This window comes from Chitinophaga sp. W2I13 (assembly GCF_050434005.1).
Lineage (GTDB): Bacteria > Bacteroidota > Bacteroidia > Chitinophagales > Chitinophagaceae > Chitinophaga.
Genome location: NZ_JBNPWD010000001.1, coordinates 3,317,008 through 3,334,908 on the forward strand (window position 1 = coordinate 3,317,008; position 17,901 = coordinate 3,334,908).

18 protein-coding genes are annotated in these 17,901 nt (G+C 47.0%); 7 read left to right on the plus strand and 11 right to left on the minus strand.

Features of this window, described 5'->3' with window-relative positions:
• Window positions 1–112 precede the first annotated feature (112 nt).
• Window positions 113–2,020 (plus strand): RecQ family ATP-dependent DNA helicase, encoded by a 1,908-nt coding sequence (locus QFZ48_RS13690; protein WP_429062641.1) that lies wholly within the window; start codon window positions 113–115, stop codon window positions 2,018–2,020.
• Window positions 2,021–2,274: 254 nt separating this feature from the next.
• Here QFZ48_RS13690 and QFZ48_RS13695 read toward each other — a convergent pair whose 3' ends face one another.
• Window positions 2,275–3,321 carry a Gfo/Idh/MocA family oxidoreductase gene (locus QFZ48_RS13695; protein WP_429042126.1) on the minus strand — a complete coding sequence of 349 codons (1,047 nt, stop codon included), beginning with the start codon at window positions 3,319–3,321 and terminating at the stop codon, window positions 2,275–2,277.
• 48 nt (window positions 3,322–3,369) lie between these two features.
• Window positions 3,370–4,923 (minus strand): helicase HerA-like domain-containing protein, encoded by a 1,554-nt coding sequence (locus QFZ48_RS13700; protein ID WP_429062643.1) that lies wholly within the window; start codon window positions 4,921–4,923, stop codon window positions 3,370–3,372.
• A gap of 167 nt (window positions 4,924–5,090) precedes the next feature.
• Here QFZ48_RS13700 and QFZ48_RS13705 point away from each other — a divergent pair, with 167 nt between their 5' ends.
• Window positions 5,091–5,573, plus strand: a complete 483-nt coding sequence (locus QFZ48_RS13705) for a DUF2975 domain-containing protein (protein WP_370913375.1) — start codon at window positions 5,091–5,093, stop codon at window positions 5,571–5,573.
• Window positions 5,574–5,594: 21 nt separating this feature from the next.
• Complete coding sequence (locus tag QFZ48_RS13710; protein WP_079473561.1) at window positions 5,595–5,798, plus strand: helix-turn-helix domain-containing protein; 204 nt, start codon at window positions 5,595–5,597, stop codon at window positions 5,796–5,798.
• Between the two features lie 83 nt (window positions 5,799–5,881).
• Here the strand turns inward: QFZ48_RS13710 and QFZ48_RS13715 are convergent, their stop codons facing one another.
• From QFZ48_RS13715 to QFZ48_RS13755, 9 genes are all read right to left on the minus strand, one after another.
• The gene (locus QFZ48_RS13715; protein WP_429042122.1) at window positions 5,882–6,262 is read right to left on the minus strand and encodes a co-chaperone GroES; all 381 of its coding nucleotides are present in this window, start codon (window positions 6,260–6,262) and stop codon (window positions 5,882–5,884) included.
• Between the two features lie 57 nt (window positions 6,263–6,319).
• The gene (locus tag QFZ48_RS13720; protein WP_370913373.1) at window positions 6,320–7,159 is read right to left on the minus strand and encodes an MBL fold metallo-hydrolase; all 840 of its coding nucleotides are present in this window, start codon (window positions 7,157–7,159) and stop codon (window positions 6,320–6,322) included.
• A gap of 41 nt (window positions 7,160–7,200) precedes the next feature.
• The gene (locus QFZ48_RS13725) at window positions 7,201–7,947 is read right to left on the minus strand and encodes an MFS transporter (protein ID WP_429062645.1); all 747 of its coding nucleotides are present in this window, start codon (window positions 7,945–7,947) and stop codon (window positions 7,201–7,203) included.
• Entirely contained in the window at window positions 7,940–8,479 is a 540-nt protein-coding gene (locus QFZ48_RS13730) for an MFS transporter (protein WP_429062647.1), read from the minus strand. The genes QFZ48_RS13725 and QFZ48_RS13730 overlap by 8 nt, the downstream gene beginning before the upstream one ends.
• 46 nt (window positions 8,480–8,525) lie before the next feature.
• On the minus strand, window positions 8,526–9,143 hold the full coding sequence (locus QFZ48_RS13735; protein WP_429062648.1) for an ABC transporter ATP-binding protein: 618 nt from the start codon (window positions 9,141–9,143) through the stop codon (window positions 8,526–8,528).
• Entirely contained in the window at window positions 9,127–9,927 is an 801-nt protein-coding gene (lpxA, locus tag QFZ48_RS13740) for an acyl-ACP--UDP-N-acetylglucosamine O-acyltransferase (RefSeq protein WP_325643621.1), read from the minus strand. Before lpxA ends, QFZ48_RS13735 begins: the two co-directional genes overlap by 17 nt.
• Before the next feature lie 5 nt (window positions 9,928–9,932).
• Window positions 9,933–11,348, minus strand: coding sequence for a bifunctional UDP-3-O-[3-hydroxymyristoyl] N-acetylglucosamine deacetylase/3-hydroxyacyl-ACP dehydratase (locus QFZ48_RS13745; protein ID WP_429062650.1), 1,416 nt, complete (start codon window positions 11,346–11,348; stop codon window positions 9,933–9,935).
• A gap of 40 nt (window positions 11,349–11,388) precedes the next feature.
• The gene (lpxD, locus tag QFZ48_RS13750; protein ID WP_429042108.1) at window positions 11,389–12,438 is read right to left on the minus strand and encodes a UDP-3-O-(3-hydroxymyristoyl)glucosamine N-acyltransferase; all 1,050 of its coding nucleotides are present in this window, start codon (window positions 12,436–12,438) and stop codon (window positions 11,389–11,391) included.
• Window positions 12,439–12,507: 69 nt separating this feature from the next.
• The gene (locus tag QFZ48_RS13755; protein ID WP_429042107.1) at window positions 12,508–13,752 is read right to left on the minus strand and encodes an HD domain-containing protein; all 1,245 of its coding nucleotides are present in this window, start codon (window positions 13,750–13,752) and stop codon (window positions 12,508–12,510) included.
• A gap of 345 nt (window positions 13,753–14,097) precedes the next feature.
• Between QFZ48_RS13755 and QFZ48_RS13760 the strand changes: the two genes are divergently transcribed.
• The 4 genes from QFZ48_RS13760 (at window position 14,098) to QFZ48_RS13775 (ending at window position 17,893) form a co-directional block, all read left to right on the plus strand.
• On the plus strand, window positions 14,098–15,651 hold the full coding sequence (locus tag QFZ48_RS13760; protein WP_370913368.1) for a response regulator: 1,554 nt from the start codon (window positions 14,098–14,100) through the stop codon (window positions 15,649–15,651).
• A gap of 26 nt (window positions 15,652–15,677) precedes the next feature.
• Window positions 15,678–16,001, plus strand: a complete 324-nt coding sequence (locus QFZ48_RS13765; protein ID WP_370913367.1) for a hypothetical protein — start codon at window positions 15,678–15,680, stop codon at window positions 15,999–16,001.
• Between the two features lie 25 nt (window positions 16,002–16,026).
• Window positions 16,027–16,788, plus strand: coding sequence for an MBL fold metallo-hydrolase (locus QFZ48_RS13770; RefSeq protein WP_429042104.1), 762 nt, complete (start codon window positions 16,027–16,029; stop codon window positions 16,786–16,788).
• A 70-nt stretch (window positions 16,789–16,858) separates the two neighbouring features.
• Window positions 16,859–17,893 carry a helix-hairpin-helix domain-containing protein gene (locus QFZ48_RS13775; RefSeq protein ID WP_429042103.1) on the plus strand — a complete coding sequence of 345 codons (1,035 nt, stop codon included), beginning with the start codon at window positions 16,859–16,861 and terminating at the stop codon, window positions 17,891–17,893.
• Window positions 17,894–17,901: the final 8 nt, after the last annotated feature.

Sequence of the window (17,901 nt, forward strand, 5' to 3'; positions counted from 1 at the left end):
CTTTCAAAATCCAAAAGATAAAATCAAAGTAATCAGTATAATCAGCGTAATCAGTGAGTAAGACAAAATCCGCTCTAATCGCGTATCTTCGCACTAACCATTAAATTTTTATTTGAGTACGCCCGTAGCCATATTACAGCAATACTGGGGATACGAACAGTTTCGCCCGTTACAGGAAGATATCGTGAATGCTGTACTGGAAGGACAGGATACACTGGCCCTGCTGCCCACAGGTGGTGGTAAGTCCATTTGTTTTCAGGTGCCGGCCATGATGAAGCCAGGGCTATGCCTGGTCATCACTCCGCTCATTGCGTTGATGAAAGACCAGGTGGCCAATCTCAAAAAAAGAGGGATCACTGCATACTCCATCTATTCCGGTATGCCTTACCAGGAGGTGGAAAGGGTCCTGGAAGCCGCCCGCCGCGGTGGATGCAAGTTTTTATATGTATCTCCCGAAAGATTACAAAGCAAACTTTTTCAAACCTATTGTGATGGCCTCCCGGTAAGCCTGCTGGCGATTGATGAGGCGCATTGCATCTCGCAGTGGGGATACGATTTCCGTCCGGCATACCTGCAGATCGCAGATATCCGCAGCTTCTTCCCGGAAGCGCCGGTACTGGCACTCACGGCCTCGGCTACACCAAGGGTACAAACGGATATCTGTGAGAAACTGCTGATGAAGGACGCCAAAGTTTTTACAAAAAGCTTTGCCCGCTCCAACCTTTCTTATAGCGTGCTGGAAGAATCTACCAAAATTGATAAGGTAAAACATATACTGGACCGCGTACCCGGCTGCGGCATCGTTTATTGCCGTAACCGTAAACGCACCAAGGAAATTGCTTCCCTGCTGGAACTACAGGGCATCCCTGCCAGTTATTACCATGCCGGTTTACCACAGGCAGAAAGGGCGGCCCGGCAGGAAGCCTGGATCAATAATGAAACACGCATCATGGTTTGTACCAATGCCTTCGGCATGGGAATCGATAAACCGGATGTACGCATAGTAGTGCATTACGATATGCCCGACGGACTGGAAGCCTACTACCAGGAGGCAGGCCGCGCCGGCAGGGACGAACAGAAAGCATATGCCGTGTTGCTCTATAACGAAGAGGAACTAACGGATATGCATGAACGGATTGCGTTGCAGTTTCCCTCGCTGGAGCAGATCCGTGAAGTATACCAGGGCATTGTTAACTACCTCCAGGTGCCGGTAGGCAGCGCGGAAGGCATGTACTTCGATTTTGACATCAACGATTTTGCCCGCACCTTCCACCTGAACCTCACCATTGCCTACAGCGCGGTGCGCGTGCTGGAACAGGAAGGCGTGCTGCAGCTCAGCGAAAGCGTATTCCTCCCTTCCCGGGCGGAATTCGTTACCAATAAAGAATCACTGTACGAGTTTGAAAATGCGTATCCTGCATTGGAAGAAATTATCAAAACTTTATTGCGTACCTACGAAGGGATCTTCGATAATGCCGTACCCATTTACGAACGGCAGATAGGCCGCATCATGCTGATGGAAGATGATGATATTGCCGCACAGCTGCACCAGCTGCACCAATACGGCATCCTGCATTATCAGCCCCGCCGCGACGAACCCCAGCTGTGTTTCCTCCAGGAACGGGTATCCTCACAAAACCTGCGCATCAATATGGCCAGGGTGGAAGTACGCAAGAAAGTTTATGCGGACAGGCTCGCCGCCATGTTTGCGTATGTACGTAACCGTGATATGTGCCGTACGCAGCAACTGGTAGCCTATTTCGGCGAAAAGGATGCCACTCCGTGCGGCGTATGCGACATCTGCTTAAAAAAGAAATCACAGCCTATGGACGCCGCCGGATTCAAGCGTATATCCGACCACGTTATCACCATGCTGAAAGAAGAACCACTGCTGTTTAACATGCTGCAAACCAAACTACCCGATGTAAAAAGAAGCGACCTGATGGAAGTCCTCCAGTTCCTGAACGAAGAAGGCATCGTGGTGCGGGATGAGGCGGGGCGGCTATCTTGCGCACGGTGAGAGCGGAGTTTGTCTTACTCGCTGATTATACTGATTACTTTGATTTTACTTTTTGGATTTTTATATGATTTTTAAAAAGATTTGGGGAGATATAAGCGAATGTAACCGCTTGTATCTCCCCAAACCTTTTTTAAAATCAATGTGCTCAATCCCAGTTAATCGCTTATATCTCCCCAAATCCTTTGAAAATCCAAAAAGTAAAATCAAAGTAATCAGTATAATCAGCGTAATCAGCGAGTAAGACAAACTCCGCGTTAAAGATCAATCACCCTGCCCTCCTTACTGCTCTCGAAAGCAGCTTCGATTACTTTGATCACTTTAATGGCGTCCTGCGGTGGTACCGGGTTGGCAGCTTTATTTACTAAGGCTTCGTAGATGCCCTGGTAGTAGTCCATATAGTTGCCGCTTCCACCGGGAACATATTTCTTTACTACTTTGCCATCAATTTCCGTGTGGAGCAGGCCCCATTCATGCGGCTGTTCGGCGCCCCAGTCGGGGCTGTTGGGGAAAAGCCCTCTTTGCAGCTGCGCTTCCTGTATATCAGATTTTGTTTTGATAAAGGAGCCGATACGGCCATGCAGCTGGTAGGCTGGCAGGGCTTCGCGTACCAGGTAGTTGCATTTTACACGCGCCCGCAGATGATCATAGTAAAGTACCAGTTCAAAATAATCGTCTACAATGGAGTCGCGGCGGATCACGCGGATGTCTGCCCAGATGCGTTTGGGCATGCCAAACAAGGTAATGGCCTGATCGATCAGGTGTGAACCCAGGTCGTACAAAGCGCCGGTGCCGGGGCCTCCCAGTTCTTTATGTTTTTTATAACTCAGCTCTTCCTTGAAGCGGTCGTAGTGTATTTCTGCTTCCAGTACATCACCCAGCTGACCGGACTGCAATACCTCTCTTACTACTTTATAGTCGCTGTCGTACCGGCGGTTGTGGTAAACACTGAGCAATAAACCTTTCTCGGCCGCTAAGGCTGCAAGTGTTTCACCCTCTTTGGCGTGTACGGTGAAAGGCTTTTCCACAATCACATTCTTTCCTGCCTCCAGTGCTGCTTTTACAAAGTCGAAGTGCGTGTAGTTAGGAGTGTTTACTACGATCAGTTCCAGGTCTTTGTCTGCCAGCATATCCTCTACGCTCGTATATACTTTAACGTTAGGATAGCGTTGCTGCGCCAGGTTTTTACTTCTTTCTACTACCGCTGTAAATTCAAATCCCGGGTTTACGTGCAGGAACGGGGCATGAAATATCTGTCCAGACATGCCGTACGAGCATACGCCCGTTTTAATAATTCTACTCATACTTTTGATATATTGATGTAAACTGACAGCGTGGCTGTCGTTGCATAATTAAAACCAGCTTTTACTTTTACTGCTTTTTCCACCCAGGCCCAATGCGCCCAGTAGGCTACGGGTGATGATGTTGGCAGCGGTACGACCCACCTGCCGCGCTACAGAGCTATCCATCACCTGCTCAAGAACGCCTTTTTCCTGTTTTTGTTTCCCGGAAGATTTTGGCGCAGCTTCAGTAGCAGCTGTTTTCTCGGCGGCTTCCTGCAGCTTGGCGGTGAGGATTTCATACGCGCTTTCGCTGTCAATTTCCTGCCCGTATTTCTTTACCAGTTTAGAATTGTTCACCAGTCCGTCAATTTCCGCCGATGTTAATACATCCATACGTGACCGTGGAGATACCAGCATGGTAGCGGCTAACGGGGTAGGAACACCTTTTTCATTCAGGCAGGTAATGAGCGCTTCACCAATACCTATCTGGGTTAGCAACTCATCTGTTTTATAGAAATCTGATAACGGGTAGTTCTCCGCCGTTTGCTTGATTGTTTTGCGGTCGTTGGCGGTAAAGGCGCGCAGGGCATGTTGTACTTTAAGACCCAGTTGTCCCAGCACGGAAGGAGGTACATCCATCGGGTTTTGGGTACAGAAGAAAATGCCGACGCCTTTTGAACGGATCAGTTTAATGATGGTGTCTATCTGTTTCAGCAAGGCGTCGCTGGCTTCATTGAAAATAAGATGTGCTTCATCAATGAACATCACCAGCTTGGGTTTATCCAGGTCGCCTTCTTCCGGAAGGGTCGCGTATAATTCTGCCAGCAGGCTGAGCATGAAGGTAGAAAACAGTTTCGGACGATCCTGTATATCATTTACGCGCAGTATGGATATGATACCGCGGCCATCGTCGCTGATGCGCATCAGGTCATCTACTTCAAAAGATTTCTCTCCAAAAAACAATGCAGCGCCCTGTTGCTCCAGTTCAATCACTTTGCGCAGGATCGTGCCTGTCGAGGTAGTGGATATCTTTCCGTAATCCTTTTCCAGCGCTACTTTGCCTTCATCGCCGGCAAATTGCAATACTTTTTTAAAGTCTTTCAGATCCAGTAAAGGCAGTTTGTTATCATCGCAATATTTGAAAAGCATGGCTACAAGGCCAGCCTGCGTATCGTTCAGTTCCAGGATCTTCGACAGGAGGATGGGACCAAACTCGCTGACGGTAGCCCGTAAGCGCACGCCCTTTTCCTGGCTGAGGGATAACAGTTCTGATGGATAGGCCGCTGCACTCCAGCTGCCACCTATTTTCTGATAACGCTCCGCAATTTTCGGGTTGTCGCTGCCGGCGGCTGCAATGCCGCTCAGATCTCCTTTGATGTCCATCAACAATACCGGCACGCTGGCATCGCTGAGTCCTTCGGCGATCACCTGCAGCGTTTTGGTTTTACCGGTACCGGTGGCGCCGGCAATCAAACCATGACGGTTAAGTGTTTTGAGTGGCAGGAAAACATCCGCCCCGGTTACTACTTCGCCGTTCAGCATGGCACATCCCAGCTTGAAATGCTCGCCTTTAAAAGTATAGCCGCTTTTAATATATTCCAGAAATGCATCCTGATTGGGCATGACGTAATTTTTTTTATGAAGATAATAAAAAGCAACAAGCGGTTGAGCTTCAAATTATTATCCGTCTGTACATACCGATTATCGATCATTAATTATTGATAAACGATAAAATTATTTTGATTTTCGATAAAATGAAAATACCTTTGAGGTATTAAACAGGGCGTAACATGAAAATCAGTAAGTATCTTCTCCCGTTGAAAATCGTGCTGCTCATTTCTGTATTGATCAGTGTTTACATCACGATCTTTAATGGTGTTGCTTTTTTTCAATCACGTTTCAGTCCTGATACCCCCGGTTTAAAAGCAGCCGTTCTTCAAAATACCATACTGGGTTTATTGTACCTGGTAATGACCTGGTATCTTTTCAGGTTATTGATCGGCGCCGGGAGTGAAGATATTATCTCCCGTAAAAATCTTAGCGCGGTAAAAGGGATCCTGCTGGTATTATCGGGACTGCTGCTCACTAAAATCGTTTTTGCCTGGATAGCGGGCGACAGCATAAAGGTGTACAACAACCGGCTTTATTTCCGGCTGCTGAGCGTATTGGGCGCTTCCTGGGAACTGCTGATGGCTTTCATGGTGATCCTGGCGCTGGCCATCGTTTTCGAAAGGGCGGTGAGCCTGAAGGAAGAACAGGCGTTGACCATTTAATGATCTAAATAACAATATACAATGGGGATAATCGTCAATCTGGACGTGATGCTGGCAAAAAGGAAGATGTCGCTGACGGAGCTGAGTGTACAGGTGGGTATTACGATGGCAAATCTCAGTATACTAAAAAGTGGCAAAGCAAAGGCCATCCGGTTTTCCACACTGGAAGAGATCTGCCGGGTACTGGAATGCCAGCCGGGCGATATACTGGAATACAAAGAATAGATTGCTTTTTCATACATGATAGACAAAAAAAAATCTGCTATTCGTTAGCAGATTTTTTTATTTATAAGATAACAGAAGATGATCTACAGATCTTCTTCTCTTTCCAGCATCAGGATAGCAGCCTGTGGTACGATATAATAGGTTTCTTCCTCGTACACTACCGCGGTGGAACCACTGACCAGGAAAATAGCCAGGTCGCCTTCTTTCACCTGTAACGGAATATATTTTACTTTCTCTTCTTCAGGCTTCCAGGCCTCGTCATTGTCCACAGGCACAGGTATAGCATACCCCGGCCCCGTTTTAATAACATAGCCGCGTTGAACCTTTTCTTTTTCCTGAACCCCGGGAGGCAGGTATAATCCACTGCTGGTGCGCTCGTGGGGTGTAGCTGGCTTTATCAGCACGCGGTCGCCCACAACGATCAGTTTTTTCAATTTATTATCTGTTGTTATGTGTATAGCCATACAGGATTGCTATCAAATATAATGCAGCAGCCATAATTGTGACAGACTGACAGTAATTTAAATACTGCTGAGTGAAAAAGTTTCACCTGCACGGATGCCTTTTTCGGTTTGTTGCAACACACAGCATTCATTTACCGGGTCGTGCTCGAAGTAAAGGATGTATTCTTTATCTGCAGCCTCCTGTAGAAAGCTCTTCTTTTCCTGCAATGTTTTCAGTGGAAACATGTCATACGCCATTACATAGGGGAGTGGTATATGACCAGTGGATGGCAACAGGTCGGCCATGTATATAATGGTTTTGCCCTTATAGCTGATCTGCGGCAGCATCATGGCATCGGTGTGCCCGTTGGCAAACCGGATGGAAATGTTATCAGTGAAGTTGACGCCTTCAAGATGATTAATAAATTTCAGTTGACCGCTTTCCTGGATGGGAAGGATATTCTCTTTCAGGAAAGATGCCTTCTCCCGGTCGTTGGGTTGTGTAGCCCATTTCCAGTGATCTTCATTACTCCAGTAGGTCGCATTTTTAAAAGCAGGCGCCAGCTGTTCGCCCTGGCGGATAATACTGCCGCCACAGTGATCGAAGTGCAGGTGGGTGAGGAACATATCGGTGATATCATCCCGGTGGAAACCATGTGCCGCCAACGATTTATCCAGGGTCGCATCTCCGTGCAGATAATAATGACTAAAGAATTTTGCATCCTGCTTATCGCCAATGCCGTTGTCTACCAGGATGAGGCGGTTGCCGTCTTCGATCAGCAGGCAACGCATGGCCCAGCTGCATAAATTGTTTTCATCTGCCGGATTCAGTTTATTCCAGATGGTTTTAGGCACTACGCCAAACATCGCGCCGCCATCCAGTTTAAAGAATCCTGTTTCTATGGTGTATAATTTCATTATCCTTGAATTTTGTTGGATAGTTCTATTTTGAAAGATACCTAATTCTGCGATAGCTGCTTTTGTTTGCGCAATGCGGAAATGATCCATATCAGTCCGATCACAAAAAATACCACCAGTGCCAGCACGGAATTCCGCATGTCTTCCGTGAGATCATCTATATAGGCAAACGAAAACATACCAATTACTATGGACAGTTTTTCAGTAACATCATAATAGCTGAAGAAGGACGTAGTGTCCTCTGTTTCGGGCATCAGCTTGGCATAAGTAGACCGGCTGAGGGATTGGATACCGCCCATTACCAATCCTACCGCAGTGGCCAGTAAATAAAAATGCATAGCCGTTTGCATTTTGTAACCGGCAATACAGATGCCTATCCAGAATATGACAACGGCAATCAATACACGTAAATTACCAAACCTTGTGGAAAGCCTGGCCATGCTCCATGCACCGGCAATAGCCACAATCTGGATAATCACCACGGTAACGATCAGCATTTCATCCGGAAGCTTCAGCACCTTGCCACCAAAGATGGTGGCGGCCATCATCACGGTTTGTACCCCCATACTGTAAAAGAAAAATCCACGCAGGAATCTTTTCAGCACCGGCAGTTGTTTTACCTGGGCATATACTTTTCGTAATTCCGTAAATCCTTCTGTGAATGCGTTAACTGTGTGTTTGGTGACCGCGGTGCTTTTGGGTAGGCGGGCAAAGGTGATCTGTGCAAAGCCAAACCACCAGATACCTACCAGCAGGAAGGTAAGCTGCACCGGCTGACTTTTACCCATGCCCATTTTGGGACCCAATACCACCAGGCCAAAACCCCAGCAGTTGTAAAATCACGCTGCCTACATAGCCCATGCTGTAACCCCGGGCGCTGATACGGTCCCGGTCTTCCGGCGCTGCAATTTCAGGCAGGTAGGAGTTGTAAAATACGAGCCCACCGCAATACCCGATCGTAGAAAGGATAAAGCAAATCACGCCCAGCAGGAGATGATCCCCGTCGAAAAAGTAGAGGGCGCAGCAGGAAAGTGCCCCCAGTATGGTAAAGAAGCGCAGGAAATTCTTTTTATTACCCCTGGTATCCGCAATAGACGACAGGATAGGAGAGGCAAGGGCTACCAGCAGGTAAGCGGCTGCCATAGAATAATTGTACAGTGCGGAGTTTACAAAGTTCATCCCGAGAAAGGAAACATGTTCGCCTGTAACCGCTAAAAAATAGATAGGGAAAAAAGTAGTGGTGATAACGAGGTTGTACACGGAATTAGCCCAGTCGTACATGGCCCAGCCATTAATCACTTTCTTACTGGCAGTCTTCATATAGCTTTTAGCTTTTCACGAAGATAATATTCCCGGTGATTTTATCTTATTTATAATCCAGGATATGGATATGTTCGCGGCACATGAAGTATTCCTGTTCATCGTTGGAGCTTACAATAATCAGGCGGTTGCCGCCATATTCATTGATGAGTTGCTGGTATACGGCGATACCGGCGGCATCCAGGTTAGTACAGGGTTCATCCAGCAAAAGAACGGGGACATCAGACAGGATGGCGAGGGCCAGCTTGATACGCTGTTTCATCCCGGAAGAAAAGTTACGGAGTTGTTTGTTGGCGGCTTTTTCCAGTCCTACCAGCTGCATGGCAATGGCGGGAGTGATTCCCGGCAGGAAGCTTTTGAACTGTTGATGGAACTGGATGATTTCTGTGAGGGTGAACTCTTCGATGAGTTCAAGATAAGGAGCAGCGATGGCGCAATACTGGAAAAACGCATCGGGAGCGATGGGTTTTTCCGGCGTGCTATAGGTAACGGCGCCTTCATTGTGTTGAATGGCGCCGCTGATTACCTGTAATAAAGTGGATTTCCCTGAACCATTGGGACCCAGTATGGCATAACGTTGTCCTTCACTAAAGGTGAGGGTTACCCGACGGAAAATCCAGTCGTAGTTAAAACGCTTACCTGTCTGGTTAAGAGATATCGTCATTGGTCCTGGAAGTATAGCCTCTCATGATGCCACGTCCTGATTCACGGATGAACGACAGGATTTCATCTCTTTCATCGGTAGCAGGAAATTCTGCTTCGATGATATTCACGGCTTTTGATAATTTATAACCTTTTACAAAGATGACACGGTAAATGTCCAGGATAGAGTTGATCTTTTCCAGGGAAAAGCCTCTTCTCTTTAACCCTACGGAATTTACGCCCACATAGGAAAGTGGTTCACGTGCTGCTTTTACGAAAGGAGGCACATCTTTACGCACCATGGAACCGCCGGTTACAAATGCGTGATCGCCTACTTTACAGAATTGTTGAATGGCTACCATTCCAGCCAGTACCACGTGGTCGCCCACGGTAATGTGACCGGCAAGGGTAGTATTATTTGAAAATACGCAGTAGTTGCCTACTTCGCAATCGTGTGCAATGTGGCTATATGCCATGATCAGGCAGTTATTCCCGATGGTGGTTTTCCATTTGTCTTTGGTACCGCGGTTGATCGTCACATATTCACGGATAGTGGTGTTGTCGCCGATTTCAACGGTAGTTTCTTCACCCGCAAATTTCAAATCCTGGGGGATGGCAGAAATAACAGCGCCTGGAAAAATACGGCAGTTTTTGCCGATGCGGGCTCCTTCCATAATAGTTACGTTGGAACCTATCCAGGTACCATCACCGATTTCTACGTTTTTATGTATAACGGTAAATGGATCAATTTTTACATTAGGCGCAACTTTGGCGTCCGGATGTATGTATGTAAGCGGGTGGATCATTGCTATTATTTGCCTTCTCTTGTTTTTATAATTTGTGCGATCATGTCGGCCTCAGTAGCTACTTTGTTGCCGATGAATACTGTCCCCCGCATTTCCACAAGTCCTCTTCTGATAGGACTCAGCAACTCCATTTTTAATATCATGGTGTCGCCCGGAACTACTTTCTGTTTGAATTTACAATTATCTATCTTCAGGAAATAGGTATCATAGTTTTCAGGATCAGGTACGCGGTTCAATGCAAGAATACCGCCTACCTGCGCCAGCGCTTCCAATTGCAGAACGCCCGGCATTACAGGATTTGAAGGGAAATGTCCCTGGAAGAAATGCTCGTTGAAGGTAACATTCTTGATACCTACCACTTTTTCTTCTCCCAGTTCAATGATCTTATCAACCAGCAGCATCGGGTAACGGTGCGGCAATGTTCTTTCAATACGTGGTGTATCAAATACAGGTGGCTGATTAGGATCGTAAACAGGTACGTCTTTATTATGTTTGTTCTTTTTGATATACGCTTTGATCGCACGGGCAAACTCCACGTTGGAGGCATGTCCGGGACGGTTGGCAATGATATGCGCATTGATCGGATATCCGATCAGGGCCAGATCACCCACCACGTCCAGCAGTTTGTGACGTGCCGGTTCGTTCGGGAAACGTAATTCTATATTGTTCAGGATACCTTCTTTCTGTACAGAAATGGTTTCCCGGTTAAATACCTTTGCTAAACGTTCCAGCTCCTCTTCGGTAACCGGCTTGTCCACTACCACAATCGCGTTGTTGATATCCCCGCCTTTAATGAGGTTCAGCGACAGCTGGTATTCCAGTTCATGCAGGAAGCAGAAGGTACGGCAGGGTGCAATCTCTGTTTTGAACTCTTCGATACCCTTCATTTTCGCGTGCTGGGTACCTAATACCGGTGAGTTGAAGTCGATAAGACAGGTAATGCGGTAATCCAGGGCCGGCATCGCCACCATTTCTACCTTTTTCTTCTCATCATAGTAAGTGATGTTGGTATCAATAGTATAGTATACTTTCTTGGCATCCTGGTTTTGCAGACCGGTTTTTTCTATCGCTTCAATAAACGCGTAGGCGCTTCCGTCCATGATAGGAATTTCGCCACCATCCAGTTCCACCAGTACGTTGTCCACACCGGTTCCTGCCAAAGCAGCCATAATGTGTTCTACGGTACTCACTCTGGCGCCGTTGTGCTCGAGCGTGGTGCTGCGGGTTGTTTCTACCACATAATCCACATCTGCTTTCACGATGGGTTGTCCCGGCAGGTCTACACGTTGAAACTTAATCCCATGCCCCGGCGTAGCCGGTTTAAGGGTCATATTAACATAGGCGCCTGTATGCAAGCCAATACCCGACAAGGTGATCTCACCCTTTAAGGTATGCTGGTATTGCAACTGTTGATTTTCCATAATAAGGTAACTAATATATAACTATTTAACCAGTAATCATTTATACACCTGCCCGCTCTTGCAGCAGTTGTTTAACCATCTCTTCCAGCTCCTTTACGCGCTTTTCAAGGTCCGGCAAATTTCTAAAAATTGCCTGACTTTTCAGCGAACTTTTATAATCATACGCCGGAGAGCCTGTCAGAGAGGTATTGGGTACTGTAATCGACTTGGATAAGCCGCTCTGTGCATTGATTTTGGTATTGTCGGCTATGTGGATATGACCAACCATCCCTACCTGGCCACCGATCACGCAGTTCTGGCCGATTTTGGTGCTGCCGGAAACCCCGGTTTGTGCCGCAATCACCGTATTAATGCCGATGTCCACATTATGTGCCACCTGGATCAGGTTATCCAGCTTCACACCCTTACGGATCACCGTACTACCCATGGTAGCGCGGTCGATAGTAGTGTTTGCGCCGATTTCCACATCATCGTGGATCACCACGTTGCCAATCTGGGGTACTTTTTTATAGGAACTATCCGGCTGAGGAGCAAATCCAAAGCCATCGCCGCCTATCACACAACCTGCATGCAGCATTACGCGGCTACCCACAATACAGTTGTCGTATACTTTTACGCCCGGATACAGGATGGAATCGTTATTAACGATCACATTATCACCCAGATATACGCCAGGGTATATTTTTACGTTGTTGCCCAGCACCACATTTTCACCGAGGTACGCAAAAGCACCCACAAACACGTTTTCCCCCATCTTCACAGATGCAGGAATGTAAGATGGCTGCTGAATACCGGATTTATTGCCGGTCAGGTACCTGTACTGCTCCAATAACAACGCAAAGCTGCTATAGGCATCCTTCACCCGGATCAGGGTCGATTTGATCGGACGCTCAATCACCAGGCTCTCATTCACGATCAGAATGGAGGCATTGGTGGTATATATGAATTCTTCATACTTAGGATTGGCAATGAAACTGAGCATGCCCTCGCCAGCTTCTTCAATCTTGGCGATGTTGCTCACCTTTACGTCCGGATTTCCCTCCAGCTTACCATCTAACATGGTAGCTAATTGTAATGCGCTAAACTGCATAGTTTAAAATTGTAATGTTTTCCAGGCTACACCGGATAGTATGAACTTATTTATTTAACATTTTATTCCTTATAAAACGTTGTTAGCCTGAATTTTTGGATGACAAATGTAGAATTTTTTTACCGGTATCGCCAGTGTATGGCTAATCAGTGCATTGTCGATGGAGGAAATGTCTTTTACAGTTCCATCTTTAAATAGGATATTGATCTTCTCGTCATTAACGTTATAAGCCCTTAACGAGGCCGCACCGGAAAAAACGAAGTAGTCCAGATCCGCTCCTTCAATCCCCCATTTTTGTCTGACCTGTTCCTTCAATAATAGTGCTGCACTTCCGTCAAACGCCTGATTACTTAACACAACCTTGAATAAGTTCCTGTCTATCAGCCACTTGCATAAAAGGGACAAAACCTTGTCCTCGTGTGTTGTCCAAACTTTAATCGCCCCCATAATATCATAGTCGTCCAGTTGGCAAAATAACTCCAGGCATTCCGGTCCGCATTCAAAATTGTTCTTTGTAATGGTATTGTACAGGAAATATGACAGGGCAGGAGAGCAAAACAGCTCCTTTCCCTCCTGTGCCAGCGCTTTAGCCCTGATCAGGATTTTTACCAGCATGTTTTCGGCGCTGAGCACCGTTTTATGCAGGTATACCTGCCAGTACATCAGCCGCCGGGCTATGATAAACTTCTCAATAGAATAAATTCCCTTTTCCTCTACCATCAGCTCCCCCTTATGTACAATCAGCATCTTGATAATGCGGTCGTACCCGATGGTGCCCTCGGCCACCCCGGTATAGAAGCTGTCGCGGTTCAGGTAGTCCATTCTGTCTACATCCAGCTGGCTCGACACCAGCTGATGCAGGAATTTTTTATGATAACGTCCATTGAAAATATCCAGTGTAAGGGACAGGGCGCCATCCATCTCCTTGTTCAATGCCTCCATCAGCCACTGGGAAATCTCTTCATGAGATACCCCTTCAATAATGCCATTCTCTAAAGCGTGGGAATAAGGCCCATGCCCTATGTCATGCAGTAAAATGGCCATTTTGGCCGCTACTTCCTCTTCCGGGGTAATGTCTGCCCCCTTGCTCCGGAGTTCCAGCAGCGCCATACTGATGAGGTGATAGGCGCCCATGCTATGATGAAACCGCGTATGCATAGCACCAGGATACACCAGGTGCGCCAAAGCCATCTGGTGTATGCGGCGGAGCCGCTGGTAATATGGATGTGAAATGAGGTTAAGAATCAACGGGTGATCTATGGTAATAAAGCCATACACCGGATCATTAACAATTTTTCGCTTGCGTTCGGTCATTGCATTTAATTATACGATTTCAGACGGGGGCGTCCGCGTCTGAATCCCTGGTGCCTGTATGCAAAACTACACCCGAAATTAATTATATGTAATTTTTTTACTTATAATGACGCGCGGCATCCACGATACCCCTATGACAGTTCAAAACAATTGGTAGGTTACAGGTAATTAAAGTTATGGATGCGAAGGTAAATAACTTTATCAGCCTGTTCACTTTTTCCTGCTATGATTTTACCGTGTTCAGCCCTTTTTAACATATAATTACCGGCAAATGATAGACGGGGAATGATATTTGCAAAAAATTAGGGGTAAATTCCTTTTTTTACCGGAACCTTAAATCTTATTATGAGTCAGATAAATATACTATGGGTAGATGATGAAATAGAGTCCCTGAAATCGCAGATTATCTTCCTGGAAAGCAAAGGCTACAAAGTTTCGGCCCTTACCAACGGATATGACGCACTCGAATTTTTGAAAGAACAGGTGGTAGATGTAGTATTACTGGACGAATCCATGCCAGGCATCACCGGACTGGAAACACTCGGTAAAATCAAGGAAATTGATCAGCAGATTCCCGTGGTAATGATTACCAAAAATGAAGCGGAAAATGTCATGGACGATGCTATCGGCTCCCAGATCACCGACTACCTTATCAAACCGGTAAATCCAAACCAGGTATTATTATCTCTCAAAAAAATAATTGATAACAAAAGACTGGTGGCCGAAAAAACCACTACCGCCTACCAGCAGGAATTCCGCAGCCTGTTTATGGCGCTGAGCTCCAACCCCGACTTTAATGAGTGGATGGACATTTACAAGAAACTGGTGTATTGGGAAATGGAAATGACAAAAACCAACAGCCCGGAAATGCTGGAAGTGTTCAATGCCCAGAAAACCGAGGCCAACAACGAGTTTTCCAAGTTCATCAGCCGTAATTACAGCGACTGGCTCCATCCAAAAACAAAAGAAGCCCCGGTGATGTCCCATACCCTGTTCCGCGATAAGGTAGTGCCTAACCTGGACCCCAACGTGCCCAACGTATTCCTGCTCATCGATAACCTGCGGTACGACCAGTGGAAGGCGATCCAGCCTATTTTCCAGGAATCGTTCCGGCTGGTGGAGGAAGAGTCTTTTTACAGCATTTTGCCTACCAGCACACAATACAGCCGTAATGCCATTTTTGCCGGCATGCTGCCCATAGATATTGAACACCGGTTTCCCCAGGAATGGAAGAACGACGATGAAGAAGGCGGGAAAAACCTGTATGAAGAGCATTTTTTTGCAGCCCAGCTGAAGCAGATGAAAATGGATCCCCGGTTTTCATACACCAAGGTGACCAATCACGCCGATGCCCAAACCATGCTCAATAATATCCATAACATGCTGGATTACCCGCTGAGCGTAATTGTATACAACTTCGTGGATATGCTCAGCCATGCCCGCACCGAAATGGAAGTGCTGAAGGAACTGGCCGGCGATGAAGCCTCTTACCGCTCTATCACTGCCAGCTGGTTTGAACACAGCCCGCTGCACCAGGCCCTGAAACGTATCAGCGATAAAAAAATAAACCTGATCATCGCCACAGACCATGGCAGCGTAAGGGTAAAAACACCTGTAAAGGTGATCGGAGATAAACAAACCACTACCAACCTGCGCTACAAACACGGCCGTAACCTGAACTATGAGCCGAAAGAAGTGCTGGCCTTCCGCGATCCCCGTGATGCCGGATTGCCAAAGCCCAACGTCAACTCTTCCTACATCTTTGCAAAAGGAGATGGGTATCTCTGTTATCCCAACAACTATAACTATTTTGTGAACTATTACCGGAATACCTTCCAGCACGGCGGTATTTCCCTGGAAGAAATGATTGTGCCTTTTGCCAGGATGGTAACAAAGTAACAACAGCTTTTTGCTATTTTTGCGACATGAATATCAAAATCACACCTAATAACCTGACTAAACTGGAAAAGATCTTCGACGAGGCCAAATATGTATTGCGCTTCGAAAAAGGTAGTTTCCTGTCCGGTTACTGCATCCTGGAACACAAGAAGGTGGTAGTGATCAACAAATTCCTGAACCTCGAAGGGCGTATCAATACGCTGATCGATATTTTAACGACGCTGCCGTTGGATGAAGAAGCGCTGACGGCAGAGTCGCATAAGCTCTATAAACAGATACAGGCCAGCAAACCGATCCCGGAAGCGGGGGAGGAAGAAGGCGGGGCTTCGGAAGAACACGCAGCAGAATAGGCAAAAACAGACAAATGATGTTGGGATGAAAGTTACATTCTTAGGTACAGGTACGTCGCAGGGAGTTCCGGTTATAGCTTGTGGTTGCGAAGTTTGCACCTCGGCCGATAAAAAAAATAAACGCTTACGCAGCAGTATTATGATCTCGGCGCCCGCCGGTAATATCGTAGTAGATACCACCCCGGATTTTCGCTACCAGATGCTGCGCGAAAAAGTCGGGCACCTGGAGGCAGTACTCATCACCCACTCCCATAAAGATCATATCGCCGGCATGGACGATATCCGCGCCTTTAACTATTTTCAGAAAAGCGCCATTAATATATACGCCACCGAGTTCTCGCAAAGTGTGATCAAACGTGAGTTTGCCTATGCTTTTTCTGATTTTAAATACCCTGGCATCCCGGAAATAAACCTGCAGACCATTGCCGCCGATCCTTTCGATGTAAACGGACTAACGATTACACCGGTACATGTCATGCATCATCAGATGCCCGTGCTGGGCTTCCGCATCCATGATTTCACCTATATCACCGACGCCAACTACATTGCGCCGGAGGAAAAAGAAAAGATCCGTGGTTCTAAGATCCTCGTACTGAACGCCCTGCGCCGCGAAAAGCACATTTCTCATTTTACCCTGGAAGAAGCCATCGCGCTGGGAAAAGAGCTGGAAGTGCCGGAAGTATACCTCACCCATATCAGCCATCAGCTCGGGCTGCATGAAGCGGTATCAGCAGAGCTGCCTGCGGGTACCCACCTAGCCTACGACGGCCTTAGCCTCGAAATTTAGAGGCGTTTTATTTCTGTTAACAAAACACTGTATACATAATCCTAGCTTGGTCAAAAATTGTTGTTGACCCATGTGGAAATCATTTGTCCGCGAATATCTGCGGTTTTCCCGGAAAGAGCGGCTAGGCATATTAACGCTGGCGTTGCTCATGATATTAACCAGCTATATCCCCGACCTGGTTTTTTATTTTCAGCGTACGCCCGTTGCCGGTAGTGATAACCTGAAAGCGGCCGTAACGGCCTTTGAAGCCAGGCTGGCAGCAGTGGAGAAAGAACCGGCTTTTACCCGGCGGAGTAATGCACACACAGATAGCCTGTTTTACTTCGATCCCAACACGTTGCCGGCAAGTGGCTGGCAGCAGCTGGGTGTAAGCGAACGCACCGCTGTTACTATTGGTAAGTACCTGGCCAGGGGCGGGTATTTCAGGACGCCGGCTGATCTGGGCAAGATATATGGGTTGCCTCCCGTCTTATGCACACAGCTGATACCTTATGTGCGCATTGCGGGTAAGGAAAATAACCGGTTTTCCGGGAGATATGGTCCGCGGAGCGGACCCGGAAATAAAAACTATGGCAGGGAATCATACTACGGGGACAGCGTTGCCCTGCATGAAAGATTTAAAAAAGGACGTCACTATTACCGGGACAGCACATTTGCCAGGTATGATACGTCGTTTACCCGTTATCGTAAGAAAGCCCCGGCTGCACCTATTGATATTAACACAGCAGACAGCATCGTTTGGCAGTCGCTGCCGGGCATCGGAGCGGGCTTCGCGCGGCGGATTATTGCCTTCCGTGAGCGGCTGGGAGGTTTTTATGCCGTGGAACAGGTGGCGGAATGTTATGGCTTACCCGACTCCACATTTCAAAAAATTCAACCGTTCTTACAGATAGGTAGCAGTTCTCTAAAAAAACTAGACCTCAACCTCACAGATGAAAAATCTTTGGCAGCTCACCCATACATACGCTATAAACTGGCCCGTCTCATTGTGCAGTACCGCAGTAGCCACGCGGGTTTCAGGGCAGTATCGGACCTCCGCAACCTGCCGTTGGTGGATGAGATTATTTATCGTAAAATTGAACATTACATTGAGATCAAATATTAAAGCCACAC

What these genes read in the sequence shown, in the direction of transcription:
- QFZ48_RS13735 (WP_429062648.1), bottom strand. Translation starts at nt 9,143, where the DNA reads ATGACGATATCTCTTAACCAGACAGGTAAGCGTTTTAACTACGACTGG.
- QFZ48_RS13775 (WP_429042103.1), top strand. Translation starts at nt 16,859, where the DNA reads ATGTGGAAATCATTTGTCCGCGAATATCTGCGGTTTTCCCGGAAAGAG.
- QFZ48_RS13765 (WP_370913367.1), top strand. Translation starts at nt 15,678, where the DNA reads ATGAATATCAAAATCACACCTAATAACCTGACTAAACTGGAAAAGATC.
- QFZ48_RS13705 (WP_370913375.1), top strand. Translation starts at nt 5,091, where the DNA reads ATGAAAATCAGTAAGTATCTTCTCCCGTTGAAAATCGTGCTGCTCATT.
- QFZ48_RS13695 (WP_429042126.1), bottom strand. Translation starts at nt 3,321, where the DNA reads ATGAGTAGAATTATTAAAACGGGCGTATGCTCGTACGGCATGTCTGGA.
- QFZ48_RS13770 (WP_429042104.1), top strand. Translation starts at nt 16,027, where the DNA reads ATGAAAGTTACATTCTTAGGTACAGGTACGTCGCAGGGAGTTCCGGTT.
- QFZ48_RS13715 (WP_429042122.1), bottom strand. Translation starts at nt 6,262, where the DNA reads ATGGCTATACACATAACAACAGATAATAAATTGAAAAAACTGATCGTT.
- QFZ48_RS13725 (WP_429062645.1), bottom strand. Translation starts at nt 7,947, where the DNA reads ATGGGTAAAAGTCAGCCGGTGCAGCTTACCTTCCTGCTGGTAGGTATC.
- QFZ48_RS13755 (WP_429042107.1), bottom strand. Translation starts at nt 13,752, where the DNA reads ATGACCGAACGCAAGCGAAAAATTGTTAATGATCCGGTGTATGGCTTT.
- QFZ48_RS13745 (WP_429062650.1), bottom strand. Translation starts at nt 11,348, where the DNA reads ATGGAAAATCAACAGTTGCAATACCAGCATACCTTAAAGGGTGAGATC.
- lpxD (WP_429042108.1), bottom strand. Translation starts at nt 12,438, where the DNA reads ATGCAGTTTAGCGCATTACAATTAGCTACCATGTTAGATGGTAAGCTG.
- QFZ48_RS13730 (WP_429062647.1), bottom strand. Translation starts at nt 8,479, where the DNA reads ATGAAGACTGCCAGTAAGAAAGTGATTAATGGCTGGGCCATGTACGAC.
- QFZ48_RS13760 (WP_370913368.1), top strand. Translation starts at nt 14,098, where the DNA reads ATGAGTCAGATAAATATACTATGGGTAGATGATGAAATAGAGTCCCTG.
- QFZ48_RS13700 (WP_429062643.1), bottom strand. Translation starts at nt 4,923, where the DNA reads ATGCCCAATCAGGATGCATTTCTGGAATATATTAAAAGCGGCTATACT.
- lpxA (WP_325643621.1), bottom strand. Translation starts at nt 9,927, where the DNA reads ATGATCCACCCGCTTACATACATACATCCGGACGCCAAAGTTGCGCCT.
- QFZ48_RS13720 (WP_370913373.1), bottom strand. Translation starts at nt 7,159, where the DNA reads ATGAAATTATACACCATAGAAACAGGATTCTTTAAACTGGATGGCGGC.
- QFZ48_RS13710 (WP_079473561.1), top strand. Translation starts at nt 5,595, where the DNA reads ATGGGGATAATCGTCAATCTGGACGTGATGCTGGCAAAAAGGAAGATG.